This window comes from Nocardiopsis synnemataformans (assembly GCF_965343085.1).
GTDB classification, from domain to species: domain Bacteria; phylum Actinomycetota; class Actinomycetes; order Streptosporangiales; family Streptosporangiaceae; genus Nocardiopsis; species Nocardiopsis alborubida.
Genome location: NZ_CBDRFA010000029.1, coordinates 1 through 24407, shown reverse-complemented (window position 1 = coordinate 24407; position 24407 = coordinate 1). Strand labels below are relative to the sequence as shown.

Below are 24407 nucleotides of genomic sequence, written 5' to 3'. Positions count from 1 at the left end.
GGGACGTGGGGACAGCGTTCGCGGCCCTCGCGATCGCCGGATGCGCCAACCCGGTCTCGCGCGGTGCGGCCGCGCCGCGACGGCCGGGTCGTGAAGGGGCCAGCCTTCAACGACACGGCCGCCCGCACACCGGACCGAGGGGCTGGAGTCCCGACGGCCTGGTACGCGGAGTGATGAGGGCCACGTTCGCACTATAAGTCGTCGGGGGCGCCGAGACCGCGCGCGGGTGGCCATTCTCACACGGAGGGGACTCGGAGGGGTGTGGCTGTGGACGGAGGCGCGGGTGGTGCGGGGGAGACGGCAGATGAGAGGGAGATCAGTGATGCCTCGGACGTTGGACCCGTAACGGGAACGCGGAGCGGTGACCCGCACGTTTGCCACCATGTACGCATTCATCGTCGGCTGAACGAGGAGGTGGTGGCGTGCACGTCAGCGTGGCCCGCGCGGCCGGTCTGTTCGTCGGCGCCGCGGTGCTCGTCGTCCTGGTCGGCTGGCTGTGCGGAGCCGAGAAGGGCGCCCAGTTCTCCGTGGCCCTGGTGCTGTGCGCCGGGGTCCTGGTCTACCTCTTCGGGGAGTCCCTGGCGCTGCGCGCTATGCGCGCGCGGCCGGTGAGCGAGATCGAGCGCCCCGAGCTGTACCGGATCGTCCGCGAGCTGGCCACGGCCGCCCGGCAGCCGATGCCCCGGCTCTACCTGTCGCCCGTGCGCTCACCCAACGCCTTCGCCACCGGCAGCAGCCCGCGCCGCGCCTCCCTGTGCTGCACCACGGGGCTGCTGCGCACGCTGAACGAGCGCGAGCTGCGCGGCGTGATCGCCCATGAGCTGGCGCACATCCGGGCCAACGACACGCTGATCAGCTCGGTGGCGACCACCCTGACCGCGGTGATCACGGCGACGACCGCCATCGCCCTCCTCGTCCCGCTGGGGGACTCCGAGGAGAGCGACATGCCCACCCTGCTGGGCGGCCTGATGACGGTGCTGCTGGCGCCGCTGGCGGCCATGGTCGTCTACTGCGGGGTGGGGCGCCAGCGCGAGTTCCGGGCCGACGAGCAGGCCGCGCGGCTGACCGGCGACCCGCTGGCGCTGGCCGACGCCCTGCGCAAGCTGGAGGTGGGCGCGTTCCGGTACCCGCTGCCCCGGGAGCGCAGCCTGCTGGCCTCGGCGCACCTGATGACCACCAACCCGTTCCCGAGCGGCGTGGGCCGCCTGTTCGCCGCGCACCCGCCGACGGCGGAGCGCGTCCGGCGCCTGCGGGAGCTGCGCCGCGGCTGGGACCTGGGCCACTGAGGCGGTGCCGGTGGGACGGCGCGCTGAGCCGGTGCGGTGAGCCAGCACCGGTGGGACGGCCCAACAGGTGGGACAGCGCAGTGAGACGGCGACGGCCGCCCGTCCCCGAGGGGGAGGGCGGCCGTCGTGTTCTCGCCGTTGGCTACGCCTGCCGGTCCGCCACCGCCACCGCCACCGCTAGCGGTAGTTGACGAACTGGATCGCCAGGTCGAAGTCCTTCTCCTTGATGAGGTTCTGGACGACTTGGAGGTCGTCCTTCTTCTTGGAGCTGACGCGCAGCTCGTCGCCCTGGATCTGGGCCTTGACGCCCTTGGGGCCCTCGTCGCGGATCAGCTTGGAGATCTTCTTGGCGTCCTCGGAGGTGATGCCCTCCTTGAGGCCGACGGGAAGGCGGTACTCCTTGCCCGAGAGCCTGGGCTCGTCGGCGGGGTCCAGGATCTTCAGGGAGAGCTTGCGCTTGACCAGCTTCTCCTTGAAGACGTCCAGGGCGGCGTTGACCCGCTCCTCGGAGTTGCCCCTGACCTCGATCCCGTCCTCGCCCTGCCAGGCGATGGTGGTTCCGGTGCCCTTGAAGTCGAACCGCTGGGCCAGCTCCTTGGCGGTCTGGTTCAGCGCGTTGTCGACCTCCTGACGGTCGAGTTTGGACACGACGTCGAAACTGGATTCGGCGGCCACGTTCGCTCACACCCCGCTAGGTCTTCATGGGTCGCGGGTGTCCGTGGACGCCCGCGTGGGTTACTCGTCGGTCCGCGCCGGATCCTGCGCGGACGGTCCTCAGAGCTTAGCCGCGCGCCGATCGGGTGCCCGACGTGCCCGTCCGGGGCGCGCCCGAACAACCGATTTCAGGTTCGGGCGGATCATCCGCTATTCTCGGTGATGCGCCGCGACGAACACGTCGCCGCAGCCCAGGCAGGTTGCCCGAGCGGCCAATGGGAGCGGACTGTAAATCCGTCGGCTTAGCCTTCCAAGGTTCGAATCCTTGACCTGCCACACGGGGAGAAGGCCCCGGTGACCAGCGGAGACGCTGGACACCGGGGCCTTCTCGCGTTCACGGCCGTTCACGGGTCTCCCCGGGACAGTCGCGGGACACTCTCAGGCCGCACGCGTCCCGGTCGTTCACGGCCGTCTCGGGCAGGGGGCGGGCACCCGCAGCCACCCACGGCTGACCGCTGTCGCCCGGGGCCGTCCGCGGCTGTCCGGGGCCGTCGTGCCGCGGCCGTGGCGCGCCTCCGCCCCGGGGCGGGCGTGTCGCCCCACAGTGGGGAGACACGGGTCACATTCCCTGCGCCGCCAGGGGGCCGGAGGGCGTTCCGGACCCCGGACGGCGCTGTTTTCCGGATTCGGCCGATCGCGGATCCATCGCGTTCGGGACACGGGCGGATAACGCGGATTCCCGCTCTCCCAGCGGGGGCGCTGAGGACGAGATGCCTGCCCGAATGGGCGCTGACCTGCGGTTTCGCCGCCGCTTTCGGAGGGCTGGCGCGCGAGTTCCGTCCCGGCTGTGCGGATAGCGGGTGGTGTGTCCGCTTCGCCGGTCCGGCTCCGTCTTGGACCGGGGTCGGACCTTTGGGCGTGTCGAGCGAAAAGGAAGCGAATGCAGCCATTCGCGGTCGGCACGAAAAGAATGGTTGCGACAATCTGGACAAATTGCTTTCCGAGTTTCGGCGTTGACAAAAACTGAGGGCCGGATGATGATTGCCCCAGTCCACCGCGACACAGGTGCAACAAGCGCCTGAGTCTTTTTCTGTCAATACCTCGTAACCGATTCTCGGGGGAAGTCATGTTCAAGAAGATGGCCGCTGCTGGCCTGGTCGCCGGTGCCGCGATGGGCGCGCTCCTCATGGGAGCCCCGGCTCACGCCAGTGGTTCGCACGGTGGTGACCAGCAGTTCAACCAGAACCTCCAGCTGGTTCCGATCCAGTCCTGCAACCTGGAGGCCAGCATCGGCCTCGTTGCGGTGAACCTGCCGATCCTGTCGCCGCAGACCACCGGCGACTGCGTGAACGGCCCCGTCGGCACCAACATCAGCTAGTTCCGGCAATCCGTCCGCAAGAAACGCTATCTCAAACTTTCTCGAAGGGTAATTCAATGCTGCGTAAGCTCGGAGTTGCCGGCCTCGTCGCTGGTGCTGCCTTCGGTGTCGTCCTCGCCGGTTCCCCGGCCTCCGCCAGTGGTTCGCACGGCGGCGACCAGCAGTACAACCAGAACCTCCAGGCCATCCCGGTCTCGCTGTGCAACACGGAGGCCGTCGTCGGCCTGGTCGCTGTCAACGTGCCGGTCCTGTCGCCGCAGACCACCGGCGACTGCACCAACGGTCCCGTCAGCACCAACATCGACTAGGAGGTCCCGACATGCTGCGCAAGCTCACCACCGCCACCGCCGTCGCCGGGATCGCCCTGGGCGCCATCCTGGCCGCCACGCCCGCTTCCGCGGGTGGGGCGCACGGTTCGCACGGCGGCGACCAGCAGTACAACCAGAACCTCCAGCTGGTTCCGGTCCAGCTCTGCAACACCGAGCTGGTGGTCGGCCTCCTGGCCGGCGTCAACGTGCCGGTCCTGTCGCCGCAGACCACGGGCGACTGCGTCAACGGCCCGGTCAGCACCAACATCGATTAGGGGACGGCCCATGCTGCGCAAGTTCACGGCGGCCACCGCCATCGCCGGTGTCGCCCTGGGCGCGCTGCTCGCCTCCTCGCCCGTGTTCGCCAGCTCGCACGGCGGCGGTCAGCAGTTCAACCAGAACCTCCAGCTGGTTCCGGTCCAGATCTGCAACGCCGAACTGGCCGTGGGGGTGGCTGGGGTCAACGTGCCCATCCTGTCGCCACAGACGACGGGTGACTGCATCAACGGCCCCGCCACCACCAACGTCCGGCACGACAGCTCCGAGGGCCACGACAGTGGCGCCCCGGAGGGTCACAAGGGCGAGGGTGAGGACGGGGACAACGGGTACTAGCCACCTTCGAGTGGCGGGATCCCCGATCCCGCAGTGACGGAACGCGAGTGGTTCGTCGAGGCCCTCCGGCAGCCTGCCGGAGGGCCTTGTCGCAGGTAGGACATCTGAGGGAACCGACGTGGGGGGAGATGCCAGATGAGGCGCACGATCCTGACGGGAGCGGTACTGCTGTTGGCGGTCACCGGCTGCGGCGAGCAGGTGAGCACGCCCGACCCGCCCGAGGGCACCAGCGCCCCGGAGACGGAACAGGACCCGCGGGGAGAGACCGCCGACCCGCAGGAGCAGGCCAGCCCGCAGGGGACGCAGCCCGCTCCGGAGGAGGACACCAACCAGAGCAGCGGGACCTTCGTCCTCAACCGGTACGGGAACGAGAACGGGTTCGACGACCAGACCCCCACCGAGTACGTCGCCACGGAGTTCACCACCTTCACCGACATGGAGTGGGGCACGTGGGCGGACGAGGTCGCGCGCGGCGAGGGAGGGGTCAAGGGGACCTGGTGCATGCAGGAGGGGTGCCAGGACGACCCCTACGAGGTCGAGGTCGAGCTGGGCGACCCGGTGGACGTCGACGGCACCATGTACTTCTCCACGTACACGATCACCGACTACGGCGAGGAGATGTCCGAGGAGATGATCGGGACGCTGGAGGAGGTCGACAGCGGGACCCTGACGCTGCCGAGCGCCGGGTGATCCGGACCGGCCGCCGAGGGCACGCCGTCGCATCCGGTGGAGGTGAGCTTCGCCTCCCTCCGCAGAATCATGCCAAAGTTCCTCAAAAGAACATAACGCCTGATCAAAACGGGTGACGCGGCACTCTTCCCGGGACCGGACGGCGCCGAAACGGGCGTGGCGCGCCCGCGAGGTCTCTAGTCTGCTGAGTTGTGGGACTCAACCAGTGGACGGACAACCACGCGGACGACGGACGGGGCGCCGACGGGCGGCCGACGCCACGGCACGGCCGCGCCTCGCTGCTGCGCCTGGCCGCCTGGTTCGAGGAGGCCGACCCGGACCGGGCCGACGCCCTCTCCGCGGCCGCGTACGCCCTCCACCCGGCGCTCCACCTGGAGGGGAGGGTGGACGAGGGCGTCGCCGCCACCACCAGCTGGTGGCAGGCCGAGGCCGACCGCAGCACCGTCACCGAGCACCCGGGCGCCCGCCCGCCCGAGCCGGTGAGCGACCACCGCGCCCAGCAGGCGCGCCTGCGCGACGCCGCCGAGTCCTCCGCCCACTGGCGCCGCGCCGGTGCCGCGCAGATCCGCTCCCTGCTCACCGAGCCCACGGGCCGCCGCACCCGCCTGGACCTGTCCGGTGCCGGTATGGAGGTCCTGATGGAGCTCCTCACCGCGGCCCTGGGGTCCGGCGACGCCAGCAGGCGCCCCACCTCCGCCGGAGACCTGGAGTTCGCGCTGCGCCTGCACGTCGTCGCCGCGCCGGGCGCCGACGTCACCATCCGGGGCGAGGGCGGAGAACTGACCCTGGAGGGGCTGCGCCTGCTGGTGACCTCCTACGAGCAGCACAGCGCCGGTGACCTCGCCCCGCTCCCCGAGGAGCCGGAGGAGGGCGCCGCGGACCCCCTCGCCGACGGCTCTCCGGAGGAGGACGCCTCCGCCGCCGGTGCCGACGCGGACCCGCTCGCCACCGGGAACGACGAGGACCTCACCGAGGGGTCCGAAAAGCCGTCCGAGGACCCACAGGCCCCCACCGACTCCGCCGTCTCCACGAGCACGGACGTCCCGGCAGCCCCGTCCGCACCGTTCGACCCCCGGACCCAGTTCACCCCGGCCACATCCGAGGGCCCGGAGGCCCCACCCTCCTCGGCAGTCCCGCAGTACCCCGCGAACCCCGATGTCCCGCCCGCACCCGAAAGCGCTGAGACTTCAGACGACCCGCTGAACTCCGCCGCCTCTCAGTACTCTGCCGCCTCGGATCGCTCCGTGAGCGCAGACGCCTCTGCTGGCTCCGCTGACGCCGAGGCCCCGACGGTTCCCTCCGTCCCGACAGACCCAAAGAACCCCGAGGCCCCGGCACCCCTTTTCGACCCTCGGCTCTCGACTGCCTCGGATCGCTCCGCGAGCACGGGCGCCCCTGAACCCCCGGTCGCACCCAGCGGCCCCGCGGCCCCTTTCGACCCGCGGGTTCCAGTCGCACCCGAGAGTCCGGAGACCCCACCGTCCCCGGCCGTATCCGGCACCTCCGAGACCTCGGCGGCTTCGGCAGAACCCTCCTTCCCCCAGTCCCCGGCAATCCCGCCGTACTCCGCGGACCCCGCTGTCCCACCCGCCCCGGAGATCCTCGGGACCCCCGCCGCTCCCTCCTACGCGGACATCCTGGGGCTTCCTCCGGCCCCCGCCGCCCCCGCGCCCCGCCCCGAGGACCCCGAACCCACCGGTAACCTCCCTGGACCGGACCCGGAAACCCCCGGTCCGGACGACCTGTCCGCGAACCCGTCCGAGACGCGATCGTGGGAGTGATGGAGACGGACACCTACAGCGAGGACGCCGCGCTCATCGGCGAACGCCAGGCCGCGGCCCGCGCCCTCCTGGCGCACCCCCTGCTCACCGAGCGCACCCACCCCGCCGAGCTCGCCCTCGTGCGCTCCCACACCGAGTGGCTCGTCCAGCGGTTCCAGCGCGTGCTCGACTACCGCCTGACCGTCGCCGAGGACCACGCCCGCCTGGTCAAACGCGGCCTCGTCACCGAGGTCGCGCGCCCCCTCGTGCGCGGGACCGGAGCCCCCTTCACCCCGCGCACGCACACCTACCTGGCGCTGTCCCTGGCTGTCCTGGTCGAGGAGCACGGCCCCACCACCGTCCGCGGCCTGGCCGGACGCGTCCGCTCCGCCGCGCACGAGGCCGGGGTCGACGCCGATCCCACACGCGGCCTGGCCGAGCGCCGCGCCTTCTGCGCCGCCCTGCTCCACCTGGTCGCGCTCGGCGCCCTCACCGAGGACTTCGGCACCATCGCCGACCACAGGGAGGACCCCTCCGCCGACGCGGAGCTGATCCCGCACACGCAGGTCCTGCGCTCGGTCGCCGCCCACCTGCCCCGCGCCTCCGACGACCCCGACTCCTTCCTCGCCGCCGCCCGCGACACCGACCCCGACGGCGACCACCAGGGCGAGACCGCCCTGCGCAGGCTCCTCGCCGAGACCGCGGTCGTCTACCGCGAGGAGCTCCCCGACCGCCAGCGCGACCGCCTCGCCGCGCACCAGTGGCGGGCCGCCGCCGCCCTCGGCAACCTCCTGGGCTGCGACACCGAGGTCCGCGCCGAGGGCGTCGCCCTCGTGATGCCCGACGAGGCGGGGACCCGCCACACCTTCCCCTCCGACGACCCCGTCGGACAGGTCGCCCTGGCCCTGGTCCGCCACCTCTCCGGCCGCCTGCACCCCGGTCGCCCCGCCACCTCCTCCCCCGTTCCGGAGGAGGAGCTGAACGCCGCGCTGGAGGCCCTCTGCGGCGCCGACGCACCCGCGCGGGCCGAGTGGGCCCGCACCGCGGGACCCGAGGTCCCCGATCCCGGACGGCTCCGCGAGCGGGTCCTGGTCCTGCTGACCGACCTCGGGCTGCTGCGGGGCGCCCCCGGGCGGTGGCGGCTCACCGCCGCGGCCGCCCGCTACGGAGCCGAAACGGACGTCCGCGTCCCCCCGATCCAGGACAATGACGAAGACAGCCGGACACACCCCGACCCGGTGCGTGCCCCCGGCGACGACGAGGGTGAACCCGACGCTCCCGCCGACCCCCGCGGCGACCTGAGCCGGGTGGCGTCCGTGCTGCAAGCGGTGGCGAACGAGAAGGTGAGCGCGACCAGTGGTGACTCAGGAGACCAGCCAGGCCCCGGAAGCGGCGGCGGCGACGGGTCCGGCTGATTCCGCCGGTACCGGCGCCTCCGACGGCGTCCCCCGCTACCGGCTCGAACGCGCGGGCATCCGCAACGTCTGGCAGTACGACGACCACGTCCTGGACTTCGCCGAGGGGCGGCTGCTGCTGCGCGGCCGCAACGGCGCGGGCAAGTCCAAGGCGCTGGAGATGCTGCTCCCGTTCCTGCTCGACGGCGACGTGCGCCGCCTGGACACCACGGGCACCAACCGCACCAGCCTGCGCTGGCTCATGGCCGAGGACACGCGGCCGGGCCGCCTCCACGGGGCCGAGGAGGGCGGCCCCGACCTGCTCGGCGGCCCCGACGCGGAGGACGGACCCGCGGACGGCCAGCACGGCGCCGACGCGTCCGGCGACCCCGCGGAGGAGGACTCCGGTCCCGCCACCCGGCTCGGCTACCTGTGGGTGGAGTTCACCACCGACCGCGGCGACCGCGGACTCGACGCCGCGGCCCGCCCCGGAACCGGCCGGGGGGCCTCAGCGCTGCTCGCCGGGACCGGCGCCAACAGCGCCTCAGCCCTCCTCGCCGCCAGCGCGGCGGCCAGCACCGCCGCCGAGTCCGACCCGGCGGCACGGGAGCCGGAGCCCCGCGACCCCGACGCCCCGCCCAGCCACCTGACCCTGGGCGCGGCCGTCATGGCGGTCGGCGACTCCGACCCGCGCTGCGTGTTCTTCGTCACCGACCGCAGGGTCGGCCACGACCTCGAGCTCGTCACCGACGGCCGTCCCAAGCCCGTCGACCGCCTCCGCTCGGAGATCGGCGCCGACAACTGCTTCACCAGCCCCGTCCCCTACCGGGCCCGCGTGATGCACGACCTGTTCGGCATCGACGACTCCGTCCGCTACCGCAACCTCGTCCACCTGCTCTACCGGCTGCGCCGCCCCACCATCGGCGACCGCCTGGAGGCCGGGGAACTCGTCGGCGTCCTGTCCGAGGCGCTGCCGCCCATGGACGAGACCATCCTGGACGAGGTCGCCCGCAACATCGCCGACCTGGAGCGGGCCCGCTCCGACAAGGACGCCCTCACCGAGGCCGGCGCGGGAGTCACCGCGTTCCTGGAGGACTACCGGGGCTACCTCGTCCACACCCTGCGCGCCCGGGCCGCCGAGGTGCGCGAGCAGATCGACGCCGCCGCGGACCGGACCGAGGAGACCGCGCGGCTGCGCGCCGAACTGGACAGCCTCATCACGGCGGAGAGCCAGATCTCCGAGGAACGCGACCAGGCCCGCCGCACCCGCGACACCGCCCGCTCCGACGACACGACCCTCGCCGCGGCCCAGGGCGGCGCCGCCACGGCCACGGACGGCGAGCGCCGCGCCTACGACGCCGCCGTGGGCGCCTACATCCGCGCGGCCGAGGCCGCCTGGGTCGCCGCCGAGCACGCCGAACGGGTAGAACGCCACACCGTCGAGCGGATCGGCGAGGACACCGCCACGATCGAGCGCGCGCTCGACGTCCTGCGCCAGACCCACGCCGAGGCCGCGCGCGCCGCCTCCGCCGCGGGGATCGACCCCGGCGTCCTCGGTACCGTCCCCGACCCGGTCGCCACCGTCCACGCGCCCCGCGAGAGCACCACCCGGGTCGACCTGCGGGGGCTGGAACAGGCCGTCGAACGCGAACCCGTCGAGGGCGTGGACCTGGACGGCCTGCGCGAGCGCCTGGGCCGCCTCCACGACCGCCTCACCGGAGCCGCCGACCGCGCCGCCGACCGCGCCGACCTGGCCGCCCGCCTGACCGGACTCACCGCCGTCGAGGCCGCCGCCGACCGCCGCCTCGTCGCGCTGACCAGCGAGGCCGAGTCCGCCGACGCCGTACTCGAACGCGCACACCAGCGCGAGCAGGACGCCATCGGCCTCGTACGGCGCCAGAGCGCCGCCTACGCCGAGGGCGTCCGGGACTGGTCCGCCCGGCTGCGCGACTCCAGCCACGCGCACGCCCTGGGCGAGGCCATCCACGAGCTGGAGGGCAGCGTCGAGCTGCCCATCGACGACGCGCTGCGCGTCCTGGACCCCGCGGTCCCCGGCAGGGTGGCCCGCCTGGCGCACGCCGCCGTGGACCCCCTCCTGGAGGAGCTGCGCGCCCGCCGCGACGTGGCCGTCGGGGAGGAGGGCCAGCTCTCCGGCGAACTCGCGGAACTGGCGGACCGGCGCACCAGGAACGCCGAGCACGCACCCGAGCGCCCCGGATGGGCCACCTACCCGCGCCCCGACGGGGACGGCGTCCCGCTCTACCTGGCCGTCGACTTCGCGGACGGGCTCAGCACGCGCGAGCAGGCCGGACTGGAGGCCGCCCTGGAGGCCAGCGGACTGCTGGCGGGCTGGGTCCGCGCCGACGGCGCCCTGCACGACCCGACCACGCGCGACCTCATGGTCTCCCCGGTACCGGTCCCCGCGCTGTCGCGCCCCGTCCGCGGCCGGACGCTGCTCGACGTGCTCGTCCCGGCCGCCGGACCCACCACCGGCCGCGGCGTCGCCCCCGAGACCCTGCGCGCCCTGCTCTCCTCCATCGCCCTGGACTCCGAGGCGGAACGGACCCGCGTCCCCGAGGACTCCGAGGCCGAACCCCGGCACCGCAAGGACAGCCCCGGCTTCGTCGCCCTCTCCAGCGCCATGTCCCTCTCCGGCGGCTGGCGCCTGGGCGTGGCCTCCGGCGCCCACTACAAGAGCGAACCCGAGTACATCGGCGAGGCCGCACGCAAACGGGCCCGAGACCGCACCACCGCCAACACCGACAGGCGCATGGCGATCGCCGAGGCCCTGCTCGCCGAGGCGGGCGAGCGCCGCTGGGCCGTCGAGCACTCCTACGCCGAACTCCTGGAGGTCTCCCGCGACCTGCCCGACGCCGCCCCCCTGGTCCGCGCCTGGGCCGCCCTGGAGGCCGCCCGGGACGACGTGGCCGCCGCGCGCCGCGCCCACGACGTGGCCCGCGACACGGCCGAGGACTGCCGGGCCGAACTGCTCGACGTCCGTGAGAGGCTGCGCCGCTCCTCCGTGGTGGAGGGCACCGAGGAGGGCGGGCCCGCCGCGGGGGAGAAGGACCTGCCCACCGCGCGTGCCGACCTGGACAGCGCCCTGCGCGCCCTGGACCACCTGCGCGTCCTCATCGCCTCCGCGCTGCGCGACCTGGACGTCCTGGCCTGGGAGCTCGCCGACCACGAGCACCACGTCGCCGCCTGGCGGGCCGTCCGTGCCGACCGGGCGCTGGCCGAGGACGCCCGCGCCGCGGCGATCGACGACATGATCACCGTCCGCCGCCAGATCGAGCTCGGCGACCGGGCGCGGGGGGTGGCCGACGAACAGCTCGACGCCGCCCGCGAGCAGGTCGGGGCCAGGGCCGAGGAGGCCGCCCAGCGGCTGCCCGAGCTCGAACGCGACGCCCAGCGCGCCCGGGACGAGCGGGTCAGCGCCGAGGCGCGCCTGGCCGCGGCCACGCGCGAGCGCGCCGAGCTGGTGAGCCGCGCGCTCGCGGCCGGGGACGGGCTGGTCTCCGCGGTCACCGGAACCGACGAGTCCGGGGCCGAGGCCCCCGACGCCGTGCTGCTGCGCGCCGCCGGACTGGGCGCGTGCGCCGAGGACGGCGCGCCCCTGGCCGCCTACCTGGCCGCCCGCGCCGAGACCGCGCCCCCGGGGCCCGACGACCGCCTCGCCCTGCTGGAGGCCTTCGTCGTCCGGATGGAGGAGGGCCTGGCCGCCCCGGAGGGCGACGACGCGACGGACGTGCCGCGGGTCGACGACAGCACGGTCCTGGCCAGTCGCGAGGACCTGGACCGGGTGCTCGCCTCGGCGGGCTGGACGCAGGTACGCACCGAGATGAGCGAACCGCGGGGCGTCAAGCGCCTCACGGTCCACGACGAGGACGGCGCGCACGACGTCACCGCCTACGCCGAGCGGATCGCCGCCGCGGTCGCCGGGGCCGAGGAGAGCGTCGCGATCGCGGAGGAGGAGGCCTTCGAGCGGCACCTGCTCGGAGAGCTGGCCGGCCACCTGGCGCGCCAGGTCGAGGAGGCCAGGGCCCTCATCGCCACCATGAACGACGTCCTCAAGGACGTCACCACCTCGGCCGGACTGGGGGTGCGCCTGGACTGGCGGCTGGCCCCCGACGCGGGCGCGGACATCGAGGCGGTCGTGCCGCTCCTGGCCACCCCGGCCCGGGAGCGGACCCGCGTGCAGACGACCCGGCTGCGCGACGCGCTCCGGCGCTGCATCGAGGCCATCCGCCGCCTGGACCCCAGCGCCACGGGGGGCGCGCAGCTGCGCGCGGCCCTGGACTACCGCTCCTGGTTCACCTTCACCGTGTACGTCACCGACGGCGCGGGCGACGAGCGGCGCCTGGGGCACCGCACGGCGCTCAGCCAGGGCGAGCAGCGCGTGGTGGCCTACCTGGTGCTGTTCGCGGCCGCCGCCGCGCACTTCGACGCCCTGGCGGCCAGGGCGCCGTGGGCGCCGAGGCTGATCCTGCTCGACGACGCCTTCGCCAAGGTCGACGAGCCCACGCACGGGCGCCTGCTGGGCCTGCTGGTCGAACTGGACCTGGACTTCGTCCTGACCTCGGAACGGGTGTGGGGCTGCTTCGCCAGCGTCCCCAGCCTGAACATCTACGAGTGCCTGCGGGACCCGAACGTACCCGGGATCGCCACCCTGCACTTCACGTGGGACGGGAGCAGGAGACGCCTGGTGGGGGTGTAGGGGGTCCGCGGCGGGGGAGGAGGACAGTCGTCTCCTCCCACAACGGAGACCGGCATTCGGCGAGTGCTTCCTCCCATCCTGTCCCAGGGCGTGTCCGGCGGACACGCCCTAGTCTGCTTGTACAGAGACCACACATGAGCGGGGTGACGAAGTGACTCGGGTAGCCGAGACGTTCGAGGGTGGGACGGCGCTCCTGGACGCTCTGGCGCGCTCCGGGCTGCCCCGGGAGGTCAGCTCCTGGGTCAGCGCGGCCCTGTGGGGCGAGGACGCCCTGGAGGCCCGTCTGAGGGGCGAGCGCGTCCCCGAGCCGGAACCCGAGGCCGAACCGCCCGCGGGCAGGGTCCGGCGGACCTACCTCACGGGGATCAGGGTCCAGGGCTTCCGGGGCATCGGACGCCCGGCCGAACTCACCTTCGACGCCGGCCCCGGGCTCACCGTGATCGTCGGGCGCAACGGCTCGGGCAAGTCCAGCTTCGCCGAGGCGGCCGAGGCCGCCCTCACCGGCCGCAACCCCCGGTGGGACGCCATGCCCACGGGTTGGCGCGACGGCTGGCGCAACCTCCACTACGACGAGCGCACCGAGGCGACCGTCGACGTCCGCGTCGCCGGGGACGCGGGCTCCACCCGCATCAGCCGCAGGTGGACGGGCGAGAGCGTCCGCTCCGCGCGCGGCGAGGTCGTCCACCCGGACGGCGAGGTCTCCCCCCTGAGGACCATGGACTGGGGCGACAACCTCGTGCGCTACCGCCCGTTCCTGTCCTACGACGAACTCGGCCGCACGGTCACCGGGCGCTCGGCCGAGCTGTACGACACGCTCACCGGCCTGCTCGGGCTCAGCGGCCTGGCGGAGGCCGAGCGCCGCCTGGCCAAGGTGTGCGACGGACTCGCCAAGCGCCGCGACCGGCCCTCGCGGGAGCTGCGGCACCTGCTCGACGCGCTCCGGGCCTCCGACGACCCCAGGTCCGCCCAGGCCGTCCAGCTCCTCACCGCCTCCTACTTCGACATGGACGCCCTGCGCAGGCTCGCGTCCGACACCGGGCCCAGCGACCCCGAGCTGCACACGGTCCTGCGCCGCCTGCGGCGGCTGGCCGTGCCCGAGCGGGCGCTGATGTCCGACGTGGTCAACGAGCTCCGGGGCGCCTCCATGGAGCTCGCCATGGCCGCGGGCAGCAAGGGCGACCGTGCGCACGGGGTGGTCAGGCTCCTGGAACAGGCCCTCGAACACCACCAGCGCCACCCCTCGGAGACCGAGTGCCCCACGTGCACCGCGCCGCTGGGCGCCGACTGGGTGCGCCGGGCCAACGCCCAGCTGCGCGCCCTCAAGCCGCAGGCGGCCGTCGTCTCGGCCGCCTACGAGCGCGCCGACGCGGCCAGGGACCAGGCCCGCTTCCTGATGTCACCGGCGCCGGGCTGGCTGCCGCCGGAGAGCGAACTGGGCCAGGTGTGGTCGCTGTGGGAGTCCGGCGCGGACATCGACGACCTGGCCGAGCTGGCCGAGCACGTCGAGGCGGTCGGCCGCAGGCTGCGCGCGGCCGCGGTGAGCGCCCGCCGGGACGCGAGCGAGCGGCTGGAGGACCCGACCGGCGGCTGGTCGGAGCTGGCCGAGCAGCTCTCGGGGTGGCTGGACGACGCCCAGGACGCCCTCACGGCGCGCGACGCCCTCAACGGGGCCGAGGCCGCGCTGACCTGGCTGACGGAGCAGGCGAGGATCCTGCGCGAGGAGCGGCTGGGACCGGTCGCCGCACAGGCCGAGCAGGTCTGGTACCGACTGCGCCAGGAGCGCCACATCGACCTCCAGGGCATGCGGCTGATCGGCCGGGGCGCCAGGCGCCGGGTCGAGGTGGACGTGTCGGTCGACGGCGTCGGGGACCAGACCAGCGCGCCCGGACTCCTGAGCCAGGGCGAGTTCCAGGCGCTGGCGCTGTCCATCTGCCTGCCGCGCACCCTGGTGGAGGGCAACCCCTTCGGCTTCCTGGTCCTGGACGACCCGGTCCAGGCGATGGACACCGAGACCGTGGAGGGGCTGTCCGCGGTGCTGGCGGAGGTGGGCAGGCACCGGCAGCTGATCGTGTTCACCCACGACACCCGCCTGTCCGACGCCCTGCGCAGGCTGGGCCTGCCCGCGAACATCCGCACGATCAACCGGGACGCCATGTCCAACGTGTGGGTCGAGGCGGTCTGAGTCACAGCCGTGGTGCCGAACCCGCTGTGAACAGGGGTTTCGGAGTCCGGGCGCGGGCCGGGGGCATTCGATTTGGCAGAGCACCCCCGGATCCCTGTATAGTCATGACCAGCGCAAGGGGGCAGCACCCCCGGGGCGGACGAGAGAAAGCCCCACCAGCGCGCCCCTTTAGCTCAGTCGGCAGAGCGTCTCCATGGTAAGGAGAAGGTCTACGGTTCGATTCCGTAAAGGGGCTCCACCACTTGACGGGGTACGGTCCACTCAGGTGGGTGGCCGGAGGGAGCATCCGCCGGCCTGCACCGGGTCACAGCCCTGCTAGGGTTGTACCCGTTGATCGGGGCGGGGTAGCTCAGTCGGTAGAGCAAGCGGCTCATAATCGCTGTGTCGTCGGTTCAAGTCCGGCCCCCGCTACCAACCCGCTGACCCCTGAGCCCACATCTCAGGGGTCGTCGCGGGCGTTTACCACTGTTTCCAGCGAGAAAGGCACTCCGAAGTGGCTGCCACCGACGTGAGGCCGAAGATCACCCTGGCCTGCCAGGAGTGCAATCACCGGAACTACATCACCCGCAAGAACCGTCGGAACACCCCCGACCGTCTCGCGATCAAGAAGTTCTGCCCGAACTGCCGCAAGCACAACGAGCACCGCGAGACCCGTTAGTCCCGCGCGAGCGTCCCTGTCGAGCGCGATCGTCTCCGCCGCGACGTCGCAGAGGCAGTTCTCGAAGGCTTCCAGCCCGGTGAGCGATCCGCTCACCGGGCTGTTCGCGTGTCCGGGCCCCTTCACGACAGGAGAGAGCGTGGCGATCAACCCTGACTACCTCGGCCGGGAGTACCCCGCGCCGGAGGCCTACGAGGTCACCCGGGGCAAGATCCGGGAGTTCGCCGAGGCGGTCAACGACCCCAACCCGGTCTACACCGACCAGGCCTCGGCCCGGGCGGCCGGGCACCCCGACGTGGTCGCCCCGCCCACCTTCCCGGTCATCCTGGGGATGGCCGGCTCGGCGCAGGCCATCGCCGACCCCGGCCTCGGCCTGGACTTCTCCCGGGTCGTGCACGGCGACCAGAGCTTCCGCTACAGCCGTCCGCTGCACGCCGGAGACGTCCTCAGCAGTGTCACCCGCATCACGGCCATCCGGGTCCTGGGCAGCAACGAGCTGATCACCCTGGAGACCGCGGCCCACGACGCCGACGGCGAGCACGTGGTCACCGCCACGATGATGCTGGTCGCGCGAGGAGGAGAGGAATGAGCAGGCTGCGCCACGCCGACGTCGAGGTCGGCACCGAGCTGCCCGAGCGCACCTTCCCGGTCCGCCGCCTGGACCTGGTCCGCTACGCGGGCGCCTCGGGCGACTTCAACCCGATCCACTGGAACGAGCGCTTCGCCAAGTCGGTCGGACTGCCCGACGTCATCGCGCACGGCATGTTCACCATGGCCGAGGCCGCGCGGGTGCTCACCGACTGGGCGGGCGACCCCGGCTGCGTCGTCGACTACTCGGTGCGCTTCTCCGCGCCCGTGGTGGTCCCCGACGACGACGAGGGCGCCGAGATCACCGTCGGCGGCAAGGTCAAGACCAAGAACGACGACGGCACCGTCACGGTGCTGCTGACCGCGCGGTCGGGCGGCGCCAAGGTCCTGGTGCAGTCCAAGGCCACCGTGCGCCTGGCGAGGTAGACGTGACCGCACTCTCCGAGTACACCACCCTGCGCCTGGGCGGCCCGGCGCGGACCTTCCGGGTCGCGGGCACCACCGACGAGCTGGTCGCCGCCGTCTCCGGGGCCGACGCCGCCGGTGAGCCCGTCCTCGTCCTGGGCGGCGGCAGCAACCTCGTGGTCTCCGACGCCGGGTTCCCCGGAACCGTGGTCCTCGTGGACTCCAAGGGGGTCTCCTTCGAGGAGGCGGGCACCGACGACGCGGGCGAACCGGTCGTGCTGCTGCGCGCCGAAGCGGGCGTGGAGTGGGACCCGCTGGTGGAGCGCGCCGTCGCCGAGGGCCTCAGCGGGCTGGAGTTCCTGTCGGGCATCCCCGGCCGGGTCGGCTCCACCCCCATCCAGAACGTGGGCGCCTACGGCCAGGACGTCAGCCAGACCATCCGCGAGGTGCTCGTCCACGACCGGCGCACCGGCGAGCGGCGCCGGATGACCAACGCCGAGTGCGGCTTCAGCTACCGCGACAGCGTCTTCAAGGGCGACGACCGCCACGTGGTGTGCGAGGTGGTCTTCGCGCTGCGCCGATCCAAGCTCAGCCGTCCCGTCGCCTACGCCGAGGTGGCCCGCGCCCTGGGGACCGAGGCGGGCGCCCGGGTGCCGCTGGAACAGGCACGCGAGACCGTCCTGGGGCTGCGCAGGGGCAAGGGCATGGTCCTGGACCCCGCCGACCCCGACACCCGCAGCGCCGGGTCGTTCTTCACCAACCCCGTCGTCACCGCCGAGGAGTTCGCGGCCGTGCGCGATCGGGCCGCCGCCCGCCTGGGCGCCGACGTGCAGGTGCCCGGCCACCCCGACGCGCGGGGGGACGTCAAGCTCTCCGCGGCCTGGCTGATCGACCGCGCCGGGTTCACCAAGGGGTACGGCGACGGTTCCGCGCGCATCTCCGGCAAACACAGCCTCGCCCTGACCAACCCCGGTGGCGCCACCACCGAGGACCTCCTGGAGCTGGCCCGCGAGGTGCGGGCGGGCGTGGAGGAGGCCTTCGGGGTCCGCTTGGTCAACGAGCCGGTGATGGTCGGCGTCTCGCTCTGACCCGGGGCGTTCCGCCCCGCCCCCAGCCGCGCCCAATTTCGAAGTTGGGCGCGGCGAACTTGTTTTTCAGGGCTGGCTGATAAAACAATTCAGTAAAGCCATGAATTGCATTCCCCTTCCGTTCTGCCATAAAGTCGGAGACGTCGAAGGGGAGTAGTCCCCAATGCGTGCGATCGACACACTGGCCGCCCCGCGGCCCGGTCGTACGAGCCCGGCAAGGCCAGACGCGCCGAGCCAGGAGCGGATGAGACCTTTGACCCGGAAAAGACCGGGTTGAAGTGGCGTCCGCCGCCTTCTGCCCAGACATCGTCGGACGGAAGGGGAAACATGACGGGGTTCACCGCCGGACTGGTATTCAGCGCCTTCGCCATCTTCATCGCCGAAATGGGCGACAAGACCCAACTCGTGGCGATGTCCCTGGCCACCCGCTACCGGGCCCTCACGGTCATCCTCGGCATCACCGCCGCCACCGCCGTCGTGCACGCGGGCAGCGTTCTGCTGTCCGAGGTCCTGGGCGCCGCGCTGCCCACCGACTGGCTCACCCTCGCCGCCGGTGTCGCGTTCCTGTTCTTCGGCGCGTGGACCCTGCGCGGCGACGAGATGAGCGACAAGGACGAGGCCCGCGCGGCCTCCCGGCGCATCCGCTCCGCGTTCGCGACCGTCTTCGTCGTCTTCCTCGTCGCCGAACTCGGTGACAAGACCATGCTCGCCACGATCACCGTCGGCACCCAGCACCACTGGCTGCCCGTGTGGATCGGCTCCACCGTGGGCATGGTCGCGGCCGACGCCATCGCCATCGCGCTGGGTGCCGTGCTCGGCAAGAAGCTGCCCGAGCGCGCCATCCAGATCGGTGCGGCCGTCCTGTTCTTCGTCGCGGGCGCGGCCATGCTGGGCCAGGGCGCCTGGATGCTCCTCGGCTGAGCCCTGAGCCCTGAGCCCTGAGCCCTGAGCCCTGAGCCCTGAGCCCTGAGCCCTGAGCCCTGAGCCCTGAGCCCTGAGCCGGGCCGTGGGCACGGGACCGCGCCCTGGACGGCCTCGGCCGCCGCGAGCGACCGGAGCCGGGGCGGCTCAGCCCCCGACGGGCTCCGGTTCGGCGGCCAGCCACGCGTCCACCCCGGCCAACAGCTCCTTGCGCAGCGACTCCGGCGCGCCCGAGCCGCGGACCGACATCCGCGCCAGCTCGGCCAGCTCCGGGTCGGAGAACCCGAGTACCTCGCGGGCGATCCGGTACTGCTCCACCAGGCGCGGCCCGAACAGCAGCGGGTCGTCGGTGCCCAGCGCGACCGGCACCCCGGCGTCGAAGAGCGTGCGCAGCGGCAGCTGCCCCAGGTCGTCGTACACCCCCAGGCCCACGTTGGAGGTCGGGCAGACCTCCAGCGTCACCCCGCGTTCGGCGATGCGCTCCACCAGCCGCGGGTCCTCCACGGCCCGCACCCCGTGTCCGATCCGGTCGGCGTCCAGCACGTCCAGGCACTCGCGCACGCTGCGGGGTCCCTGGAGTTCGCCGCCGTGCGGCGCGGAGAGCAGCCCGGCCCGGCGCGCGATCCGGAACGCTCCCTCGAACTCCAGTGCGCGGCCCCGCCGCTCGTCGTTGTTCAGGCCGAACGACACCACGCCCCTGCCCGCGTACTGGCGGGCCAGGCGGGCCAGCACCTTGGCGTCCAGCGGGTGCCTGGTGCGGTTGGCCGCCACCATCAGGCCGACGTGTACGCCGGTCGCGTGCTCGGCGGCGCGGGCCGCGTCCAGGAACAGTTCCAGGGTGGCGGTGAGCCCGTCGAAGAGCGACGCGTAACCGCTCGGGTCCACCTGGATCTCCAGCCAGCCGGACCCGGCCGCGCGCTCGTCCTCGGCCGCCTCGCGCAGCAGCCGGTACACGTCCTCGGGTCTGCGCAGCACCGATCGGGCGATGTCGTACAGGCGCTGGAAGCGGAACCAGCCGCGCTCGTCCGTGGCGCGGAGCTTGGGCGGCCACTCCTCGACCAGGGCCTGGGGGAGGTGGATGCCGTGCTCGGCGGCCAGCTCCACCAGGGTGGGATGGCGCATCGACCCGGTGAAGTGCAGGTGCAGGTGTGCTTTGGGCAGCCGGTCCAACCGGCGGGCGCTGGTCGGTGTCTCCATGACGTAAGCCTGCCGTATACGGCGCGCCTCCGGTGCCAGGACGCCCCACTTCGGTGCGCGGGGACCGGCCCCGTACACGCGGACGCGCCCCGGGGAACCGGTCCCCGGGGCGCGTCCGACGGCCGTGCGGCCTACCTGGCCTCGGCCAGCAGCTTCTGGATGCGGCTCACGCCCTCGGCGAGGTCCTCGTCGCTGAGCGCGTAGGACAGGCGCAGGTAGCCGGGGGTGCCGAAGGCCTCACCGGGCACCACGGCGACCTCGGCCTGCTCCAGGATGAGCTCGGCCAGCTCGGTGGAGGTCCGCGGCGTCCGGCCACGGATCTCCTTGCCCAGCACGCCCTTGACCGAGGGGTAGGCGTAGAAGGCGCCCTGCGGCTCGGGGCAGACCACGCCGTCGATCTCGTTGAGCATGCGCACGATGGTCTTACGGCGGCGGTCGAAGGCCTCGCGCATCGTCGCCACGGCGTCCAGGTCGCCGGAGACCGCGGCCAGGGCGGCGGCCTGCGAGACGTTGGCGACGTTGGAGGTGGCGTGCGACTGGAGGTTGCCCGCGGCCTTGACCACGTCCTTGGGGCCGATGATCCACCCCACGCGCCAGCCGGTCATCGCGTAGGTCTTGGCCACGCCGTTGACGATGACGGTGCGGTCGGCGATCTCGGGCACCTCGACGGGCAGCGAGGAGAACTCGGCGTCCCCGTAGACCAGGTGCTCGTAGATCTCGTCGGTCAGCACCCACAGGCCGTGCTCGTTCGCCCAGCGGCCGATCTCGCGGACCTGCTCGCGCGGGTACACGGCGCCGGTCGGGTTGGACGGGGAGACGAACACCAGGACCTTGGTGCGCTCGCTGCGCGCCGCCTCCAACTGCTCCACACTGGCCAGGTAGCCGGTGCTCTCGTCGGTGACGACGAAGACCGGGACGCCGCCCGCGAGCTTGATGGACTCGGGGTAGGTGGTCCAGTACGGGGCGATGACGATGACCTCGTCGCCCGGGTCCAGCATGGCGGCGAAGGCCTCGTAGATGGCCTGCTTGCCGCCATTGGTCACCAGGACCTGGGCGGGGTCGACCTCGTAGCCGGAGTCGCGCAGGGTCTTCTCGGCGATGGCCTTCTTGAGCTCGGGCAGGCCGCCGGCGGGCGTGTAGCGGTGGAACCGGGGCTCACGGGCGGCCTCGACGGCGGCCTCGACGATGTAGTCGGGCGTCGGGAAGTCGGGCTCTCCCGCGCCGAAGCCGATGACGGCACGGCCCTCCGCCTTCATGGCCTTGGCCTTGGCGTCCACGGCCAGGGTGGCGGACTCGGAGATCGCGCTGATACGTGCAGAGAGACGGGGTCGATCAGTCATGTGTCCCATGTTGTCATGCGCCCCTGGTCCGGGGGCGGGCGGGAAGGAGGGCGCAACCGGACGAGGGGGTCGTTTCCCCTCCCCGGCGGGACGAACGGTTTGGTCACGGCGTCCCGAGCGCGTACACTCTTGCGGGTCGGCCGGTCGTGGCCCAGGTGTTACCTGGCGCACGGTGTGCGTAGCGCACCGGAACCGGCTATGGTGGGATCGCAGTTTCCGCTAAGGGCAGTGGCTCAATTGGCAGAGCACCGGTCTCCAAAACCGGCGGTTGGGGGTTCGAGTCCCTCCTGCCCTGCACCTTCGCGCGTGCGGTGCGGCGCCCCGGCGGGTGCCGCACCGTCACGGGCACCGAAACTACGGGGACAAGTAGCAGCCCGCGACCCTAAGGACCCCAGGTGACTCAGACTGACGCCGACGCCAAGCCCGACAAGGAGCCCAAGCGTCGTACCGGTCCGGTGACGTTCACCAAGCAGGTCGCCGGAGAGCTGCGCAAGGTCCGCTGGCCCACGCGCCGCGAGCTGGTGACCTACACCATCGTGGTCCTCGTCTTCGTGCTGGTCGTCCTGGGATACGTCTCCCTCGTGGACTGGGGCTTCGGCGAGGCGGTCACCTGGCTGTACGGCACGTTCGGCACCCCGCAGGGCGTCTGACCACCCCTTCCGCGCCGCCTCTCCCGCAGGAGTCGGGACGCGGCCTCACTCGTCCGCGCGTTGGTCCCGGTTCGCCCGGAGAGACCGTAAGCTGGCAGAACCGGGTTCGACGTACAGCGCTGCCTCGTGTGCGTCGCCCCGAGAGCGAATCCGACGAGAGAAAGAGCAGCCGTGTCCGAGTCCCCACTGACCTCTGACGACTTCCCCGAAGAGGAGCCGGTTCAGTCGTCGGCGGAAGAGACCGGCCTGGCGGGCGAGCTGCCGGAGGACGCGACCGACGCGGCCGACACCGACAGCCCGGAGCTGACCGGTGACGCCGACGAGTCCGACGCCGCCGACGACCACGAGGGCGTCCTGGAGGACTCCGAGGAGGAGGGTGAGGCCGCCGAGGAGGAGGCCCCCCGCCTGGACCCCGTCGAGGAGTTCAAGAACGAGCTCGTCCTGCTGCCCGGCGACTGGTACGTCGTGCACACCTACGCCGGTTACGAGAAGCGGGTCAAGGCCAACGTCGAGAGCCGCACCCAGTCCCTCAACATGGAGGAGTACATCTTCCAGGTCGAGGTGCCCGAGCACGAGGTCACCGAGGTCAAGAGCGGCAAGCGCCAGCAGGTCACCGAGAAGGTCCTGCCCGGCTACGTGCTCGTCCGCATGGACCTGACCGACGAGTCCTGGTCGGCCATCCGCAACACCCCGGGCGTCACCGGCTTCGTGGGCCTGTCCAACAAGCCCGCGCCGTTGAGCCTGACCGAGGTGGCCAAGCTCCTCGCCCCCGAGCCGGAGGTGGAGCCGGAGCAGGCGCGGCAGGCCCGTGCCGCGGGCGGCGTCGGAGAGGCCCGTATGGACGTGGCCTACGAGGTCGGCGAGTCCGTGACCGTCATGGAGGGTCCGTTCGCGACCCTGCCCGCGACGGTCAGCGAGATCAACCCCGACACCCAGAAGCTCAAGGTGCTGGTGTCGATCTTCGGCCGCGAGACGCCGGTCGAGCTGTCGTTCAACCAGGTCGCCAAGATCTAGCACGTCCACCCTCAAGAGCGGCATAGACTTGGTGGGTCCGCCCCGTGGCGGGCCCACTCGCGTGCCCCGCCCCGGCGGGACGCGCCCCCGGTCCGCCCGGCCCCGGCGGGCCGACGCCCCGCGCCCGTCGTGCGCGGGGTTCCCGCCTCCTTCGGCAGCGGTTCCCCGGCCTCCTCGGCCGCGCGGTGCCGTCAGGGAGGCAACGGGACCAGAACACAACGCAGATCAGGCAAAGGACCCGATATGCCTCCGAAGAAGAAACTTGCCGCACTCGTCAAGGTGCAGCTCCCCGCCGGTCAGGCGACCCCGGCGCCGCCCGTCGGTACCGCGCTCGGTCCGCACGGCGTCAACATCATGGACTTCTGCAAGCAGTACAACGCTGCCACGGAGTCCCAGCGCGGCAACGTCATCCCCGTAGAGATCTCCATCTACGAGGACCGTTCCTTCACCTTCGTCACCAAGACGCCTCCGGCGCCGAAGCTGATCCTGAAGGCCGCCGGTCTGGACAAGGCCGCCACCGACCCGGGCCGCAGCACCGCCGGTTCCATCACCGCCGAGCAGGTCCGCGAGATCGCGCAGACCAAGCTGCCCGACCTCAACACCGAGGACATCGAGGCCGCCACCAAGATCGTCGCCGGTACCGCCCGCTCGATGGGCATCGAGGTCAAGTAGCCCCCGCACGGTGGCACCGGCCCGAGGAGGCCGGAGCGACCGGGGACGCTCGACGTTCAAGAACCACCGTGGCAGGGCCAGGCGCTGGCCCGGTGACCACACGTTCCTCAGGAGAACAGAGTGAAGCGCAGCAAGAACCACCGCAAAGCCAGCCAGCAGGTGGACCGTGACAAGCTCTACGGCCCCGCCGAGGCCGTGAAGCTCGCCAAGGAGACCTCCACCGTCAAGTTCGACGCGACCGTCGAGGTCGCCCTGCGCCTGGGCGTCGACCCGCGCAAGGCCGACCAGATGGTCCGCGGCACCGTGAACCTGCCGAACGGCACCGGCAAGACCGCTCGGGTCCTGGTCTTCGCGACCGGTGAGCGTGCCGAGCAGGCTCTCGCGGCTGGCGCCGACATCATCGGCGACGACGAGATGATCGAGAAGGTCTCGAAGGGCTTCACCGACTTCGACGCCGTCGTGGCCACCCCGGACCTCATGGGCAAGGTCGGCCGCCTCGGCCGCGTGCTCGGTCCGCGCGGCCTGATGCCGAACCCGAAGACCGGTACCGTCACCCCCGACGTCGCCAAGGCCGTCACCGACATCAAGGGCGGCAAGATCGAGTTCCGCGTGGACCGCCACGGGAACCTGCACTTCATCATCGGCAAGGCCTCCTTCGACGAGCAGAAGCTCCTGGAGAACTACCAGGCCGCGATCGACGAGGTGAACCGCCTCAAGCCGTCCGCCGCCAAGGGCCGCTACATCAAGAAGGCCGTGGTCTCCACGTCCATGGGCCCGAGCATCCCGCTCGACGCCTAGCCTTCGCGGCTGCCCAGCGCAGACGAGAGCGGCCCCCGCAGCCCGAGAGGACGGCGGGGGCCGCTCCGCTTCTCGAGGGCACACCAAGACCCCGC

22 protein-coding genes and 4 tRNA genes are annotated in these 24407 nt (G+C 72.4%); 23 read left to right on the top strand and 3 right to left on the bottom strand.

The features are described from left to right. Positions 1–422: 422 nt before the first annotated feature. On the top strand, positions 423–1286 hold the full coding sequence (locus tag ACSIH6_RS17995; protein WP_435109464.1) for a M48 family metalloprotease: 864 nt from the start codon (positions 423–425) through the stop codon (positions 1284–1286). Between the two features lie 177 nt (positions 1287–1463). On the opposite strand, the gene ACSIH6_RS17990 is transcribed toward ACSIH6_RS17995, so the two are convergent. Continuing rightward, the gene (locus ACSIH6_RS17990; protein ID WP_435109463.1) at positions 1464–1961 is read right to left on the bottom strand and encodes a YajQ family cyclic di-GMP-binding protein; all 498 of its coding nucleotides are present in this window, start codon (positions 1959–1961) and stop codon (positions 1464–1466) included. A 233-nt stretch (positions 1962–2194) separates the two neighbouring features. Here ACSIH6_RS17990 and ACSIH6_RS17985 point away from each other — a divergent pair. The 17 genes from ACSIH6_RS17985 (at position 2195) to ACSIH6_RS17905 (ending at position 18641) form a co-directional block, all read left to right on the top strand. After that, positions 2195–2276: transfer RNA gene (locus tag ACSIH6_RS17985), tRNA-Tyr, on the top strand. A 790-nt stretch (positions 2277–3066) separates the two neighbouring features. Then, complete coding sequence (locus tag ACSIH6_RS17980) at positions 3067–3318, top strand: hypothetical protein (RefSeq protein ID WP_435109462.1); 252 nt, start codon at positions 3067–3069, stop codon at positions 3316–3318. A gap of 56 nt (positions 3319–3374) precedes the next feature. Beyond that, complete coding sequence (locus ACSIH6_RS17975) at positions 3375–3626, top strand: hypothetical protein (protein WP_435109461.1); 252 nt, start codon at positions 3375–3377, stop codon at positions 3624–3626. A gap of 11 nt (positions 3627–3637) precedes the next feature. Then, positions 3638–3901 (top strand): hypothetical protein, encoded by a 264-nt coding sequence (locus ACSIH6_RS17970; RefSeq protein ID WP_435109460.1) that lies wholly within the window; start codon positions 3638–3640, stop codon positions 3899–3901. Positions 3902–3911: 10 nt separating this feature from the next. After that, positions 3912–4238, top strand: coding sequence for a hypothetical protein (locus tag ACSIH6_RS17965; protein ID WP_435109459.1), 327 nt, complete (start codon positions 3912–3914; stop codon positions 4236–4238). A gap of 135 nt (positions 4239–4373) precedes the next feature. Then, positions 4374–4928, top strand: a complete 555-nt coding sequence (locus ACSIH6_RS17960; RefSeq protein WP_435109458.1) for a hypothetical protein — start codon at positions 4374–4376, stop codon at positions 4926–4928. Positions 4929–5119: 191 nt separating this feature from the next. Continuing rightward, positions 5120–6709 carry a DUF2397 family protein gene (locus ACSIH6_RS17955; RefSeq protein ID WP_435109457.1) on the top strand — a complete coding sequence of 530 codons (1590 nt, stop codon included), beginning with the start codon at positions 5120–5122 and terminating at the stop codon, positions 6707–6709. After that, the gene (locus ACSIH6_RS17950; RefSeq protein WP_435109456.1) at positions 6709–8103 is read left to right on the top strand and encodes a TIGR02678 family protein; all 1395 of its coding nucleotides are present in this window, start codon (positions 6709–6711) and stop codon (positions 8101–8103) included. The genes ACSIH6_RS17955 and ACSIH6_RS17950 overlap by 1 nt, the downstream gene beginning before the upstream one ends. Then, positions 8045–12799 carry a TIGR02680 family protein gene (locus ACSIH6_RS17945; protein ID WP_435109455.1) on the top strand — a complete coding sequence of 1585 codons (4755 nt, stop codon included), beginning with the start codon at positions 8045–8047 and terminating at the stop codon, positions 12797–12799. Before ACSIH6_RS17950 ends, ACSIH6_RS17945 begins: the two co-directional genes overlap by 59 nt. Before the next feature lie 151 nt (positions 12800–12950). After that, positions 12951–14981 carry an AAA family ATPase gene (locus tag ACSIH6_RS17940; RefSeq protein WP_435109454.1) on the top strand — a complete coding sequence of 677 codons (2031 nt, stop codon included), beginning with the start codon at positions 12951–12953 and terminating at the stop codon, positions 14979–14981. A gap of 162 nt (positions 14982–15143) precedes the next feature. Continuing rightward, a tRNA-Thr gene (locus ACSIH6_RS17935) sits at positions 15144–15219 on the top strand. Positions 15220–15319: 100 nt separating this feature from the next. After that, positions 15320–15395, top strand: a tRNA-Met gene (locus ACSIH6_RS17930). Between the two features lie 79 nt (positions 15396–15474). Continuing rightward, a complete protein-coding gene (rpmG, locus tag ACSIH6_RS17925; RefSeq protein WP_013156089.1) occupies positions 15475–15639 on the top strand; it encodes a 50S ribosomal protein L33 in 165 nt (54 codons plus the stop codon). 139 nt (positions 15640–15778) lie between these two features. Beyond that, positions 15779–16228, top strand: coding sequence for a MaoC family dehydratase N-terminal domain-containing protein (locus tag ACSIH6_RS17920; RefSeq protein ID WP_435109453.1), 450 nt, complete (start codon positions 15779–15781; stop codon positions 16226–16228). Beyond that, complete coding sequence (locus ACSIH6_RS17915) at positions 16225–16653, top strand: MaoC family dehydratase (protein ID WP_097636072.1); 429 nt, start codon at positions 16225–16227, stop codon at positions 16651–16653. The genes ACSIH6_RS17920 and ACSIH6_RS17915 overlap by 4 nt, the downstream gene beginning before the upstream one ends. Positions 16654–16655: 2 nt before the next feature. Next, positions 16656–17720 (top strand): UDP-N-acetylmuramate dehydrogenase, encoded by a 1065-nt coding sequence (locus ACSIH6_RS17910; RefSeq protein WP_435109452.1) that lies wholly within the window; start codon positions 16656–16658, stop codon positions 17718–17720. 327 nt (positions 17721–18047) lie between these two features. After that, a complete protein-coding gene (locus tag ACSIH6_RS17905; RefSeq protein WP_435109450.1) occupies positions 18048–18641 on the top strand; it encodes a TMEM165/GDT1 family protein in 594 nt (197 codons plus the stop codon). Between the two features lie 147 nt (positions 18642–18788). On the opposite strand, the gene ACSIH6_RS17900 is transcribed toward ACSIH6_RS17905, so the two are convergent. Beyond that, the gene (locus ACSIH6_RS17900; protein ID WP_435109449.1) at positions 18789–19838 is read right to left on the bottom strand and encodes an adenosine deaminase; all 1050 of its coding nucleotides are present in this window, start codon (positions 19836–19838) and stop codon (positions 18789–18791) included. A gap of 131 nt (positions 19839–19969) precedes the next feature. Beyond that, positions 19970–21178, bottom strand: coding sequence for a pyridoxal phosphate-dependent aminotransferase (locus ACSIH6_RS17895; RefSeq protein WP_435109448.1), 1209 nt, complete (start codon positions 21176–21178; stop codon positions 19970–19972). Positions 21179–21400: 222 nt separating this feature from the next. Between ACSIH6_RS17895 and ACSIH6_RS17890 the strand changes: the two genes are divergently transcribed. The 5 genes from ACSIH6_RS17890 (at position 21401) to rplA (ending at position 24312) form a co-directional block, all read left to right on the top strand. After that, positions 21401–21473: transfer RNA gene (locus tag ACSIH6_RS17890), tRNA-Trp, on the top strand. Positions 21474–21573: 100 nt separating this feature from the next. Continuing rightward, entirely contained in the window at positions 21574–21828 is a 255-nt protein-coding gene (secE, locus tag ACSIH6_RS17885) for a preprotein translocase subunit SecE (RefSeq protein WP_013156096.1), read from the top strand. 171 nt (positions 21829–21999) lie between these two features. Beyond that, entirely contained in the window at positions 22000–22842 is an 843-nt protein-coding gene (gene nusG / locus ACSIH6_RS17880) for a transcription termination/antitermination protein NusG (RefSeq protein WP_435109447.1), read from the top strand. A gap of 243 nt (positions 22843–23085) precedes the next feature. Then, on the top strand, positions 23086–23514 hold the full coding sequence (rplK, locus tag ACSIH6_RS17875; protein WP_150249531.1) for a 50S ribosomal protein L11: 429 nt from the start codon (positions 23086–23088) through the stop codon (positions 23512–23514). Between the two features lie 120 nt (positions 23515–23634). Continuing rightward, complete coding sequence (gene rplA, locus ACSIH6_RS17870; protein ID WP_017567290.1) at positions 23635–24312, top strand: 50S ribosomal protein L1; 678 nt, start codon at positions 23635–23637, stop codon at positions 24310–24312. The last annotated feature ends 95 nt before the right edge of the window (positions 24313–24407 follow it).

Coding starts and splice junctions, on each gene's coding strand:
- ACSIH6_RS17895 (WP_435109448.1), bottom strand. CDS start 21,178: ATGACTGATCGACCCCGTCTCTCTGCACGTATCAGCGCGATCTCCGAG.
- ACSIH6_RS17970 (WP_435109460.1), top strand. CDS start 3,638: ATGCTGCGCAAGCTCACCACCGCCACCGCCGTCGCCGGGATCGCCCTG.
- ACSIH6_RS17975 (WP_435109461.1), top strand. CDS start 3,375: ATGCTGCGTAAGCTCGGAGTTGCCGGCCTCGTCGCTGGTGCTGCCTTC.
- rplK (WP_150249531.1), top strand. CDS start 23,086: ATGCCTCCGAAGAAGAAACTTGCCGCACTCGTCAAGGTGCAGCTCCCC.
- ACSIH6_RS17905 (WP_435109450.1), top strand. CDS start 18,048: ATGACGGGGTTCACCGCCGGACTGGTATTCAGCGCCTTCGCCATCTTC.
- ACSIH6_RS17915 (WP_097636072.1), top strand. CDS start 16,225: ATGAGCAGGCTGCGCCACGCCGACGTCGAGGTCGGCACCGAGCTGCCC.
- ACSIH6_RS17950 (WP_435109456.1), top strand. CDS start 6,709: ATGGAGACGGACACCTACAGCGAGGACGCCGCGCTCATCGGCGAACGC.
- ACSIH6_RS17980 (WP_435109462.1), top strand. CDS start 3,067: ATGTTCAAGAAGATGGCCGCTGCTGGCCTGGTCGCCGGTGCCGCGATG.
- ACSIH6_RS17900 (WP_435109449.1), bottom strand. CDS start 19,838: ATGGAGACACCGACCAGCGCCCGCCGGTTGGACCGGCTGCCCAAAGCA.
- ACSIH6_RS17965 (WP_435109459.1), top strand. CDS start 3,912: ATGCTGCGCAAGTTCACGGCGGCCACCGCCATCGCCGGTGTCGCCCTG.
- ACSIH6_RS17960 (WP_435109458.1), top strand. CDS start 4,374: ATGAGGCGCACGATCCTGACGGGAGCGGTACTGCTGTTGGCGGTCACC.